The following is a 987-nucleotide window of genomic DNA, read 5'->3' as shown; positions in this document are numbered from 1 at the left end:
GGATTCAACCGGTCGATGCAACACACTAAATACTGCGTAAGCAGAAGGAGTGTTGTAAATGAAGTATCGGACAAGGACCTTCTACACAGATAGCCAGAAGGCACTGATGTGGGAGCGCTGGAAGAAGGGGGAATCCCTAGAGCAGATTGCTAGCCTATTCAACCGACGTCACGGAACCGTGCGCGGCATTCTGGCGATAACTGGTGGCATACGTCCGCCAGAGCGCTGTCGCTGGGAATTCGCCCTGACCTTGGGGGAGCGCGAAGAGATATCCCGTGCTGTAGTGGCAGGCCGCTCAATCCGTTCAGTTGCAGCCCAACTTGGCCGATCACCTTCGACCATCAGCCGCGAGATCAAACGCAATGGTGGGCTTGGTTGTTATCGGGCAAGTGTGGCTGAACAGGCCGCCTGGGATCGGGGACGTCGCCCCAAGACCTGTAAGCTTGTGGAGAATAGAGCGCTGGCAAAGATTGTGGCTGGCAAGCTGCAATTGCAGTGGTCGCCAGAGCAGATTGCTGGGTGGCTTAAGTACGCTTATGCCGACGACGAGAGCTATCACGTGTCACACGAAACCATCTATCGCAGCCTCTACATACAGGCCCGTGGGGCGTTGAAGAAGGAGCTACAGCAACATCTCCGGCGTACGCGAGGAATGCGTCGCTCGCGCCATCACACGCAAAAGACGGACAACCATGGCCAGATAAAGGACATGGTGTCCATCAGTGAGCGCCCCGCCACGGTAGAAGACCGAGCCGTACCAGGTCACTGGGAAGGAGACTTGCTGTTTGGAAGTCTCAACACCCAGATTGCAACGCTTGTGGAGCGCCACACTCGCTACGTCATGCTGGTAAAGGTTGCCAGCAAGGATACTGAGACGGTCGTCAATGCATTGATCAAGAATGCGCGCAAGCTGCCCCAAGAACTCTACAAATCGCTGACCTGGGACCGTGGCAAGGAAATGGCAGACCATAAGCGCTTCACATTGGC

General features: G+C 55.8%; 1 protein-coding gene. It reads left to right on the top strand.

Going from position 1 to position 987, the window contains the following annotated elements:
• Positions 1 to 58: 58 nt before the first annotated feature.
• The coding region (locus tag AC1RMF_RS26595) for an IS30 family transposase (RefSeq protein WP_493145561.1) at positions 59 to 987 on the top strand (929 nt) is incomplete at its 3' end.

This window comes from Rhodoferax sp. GW822-FHT04A08 (assembly GCF_058801025.1).
This window is presented reverse-complemented; position numbering and strand designations above follow the sequence as displayed.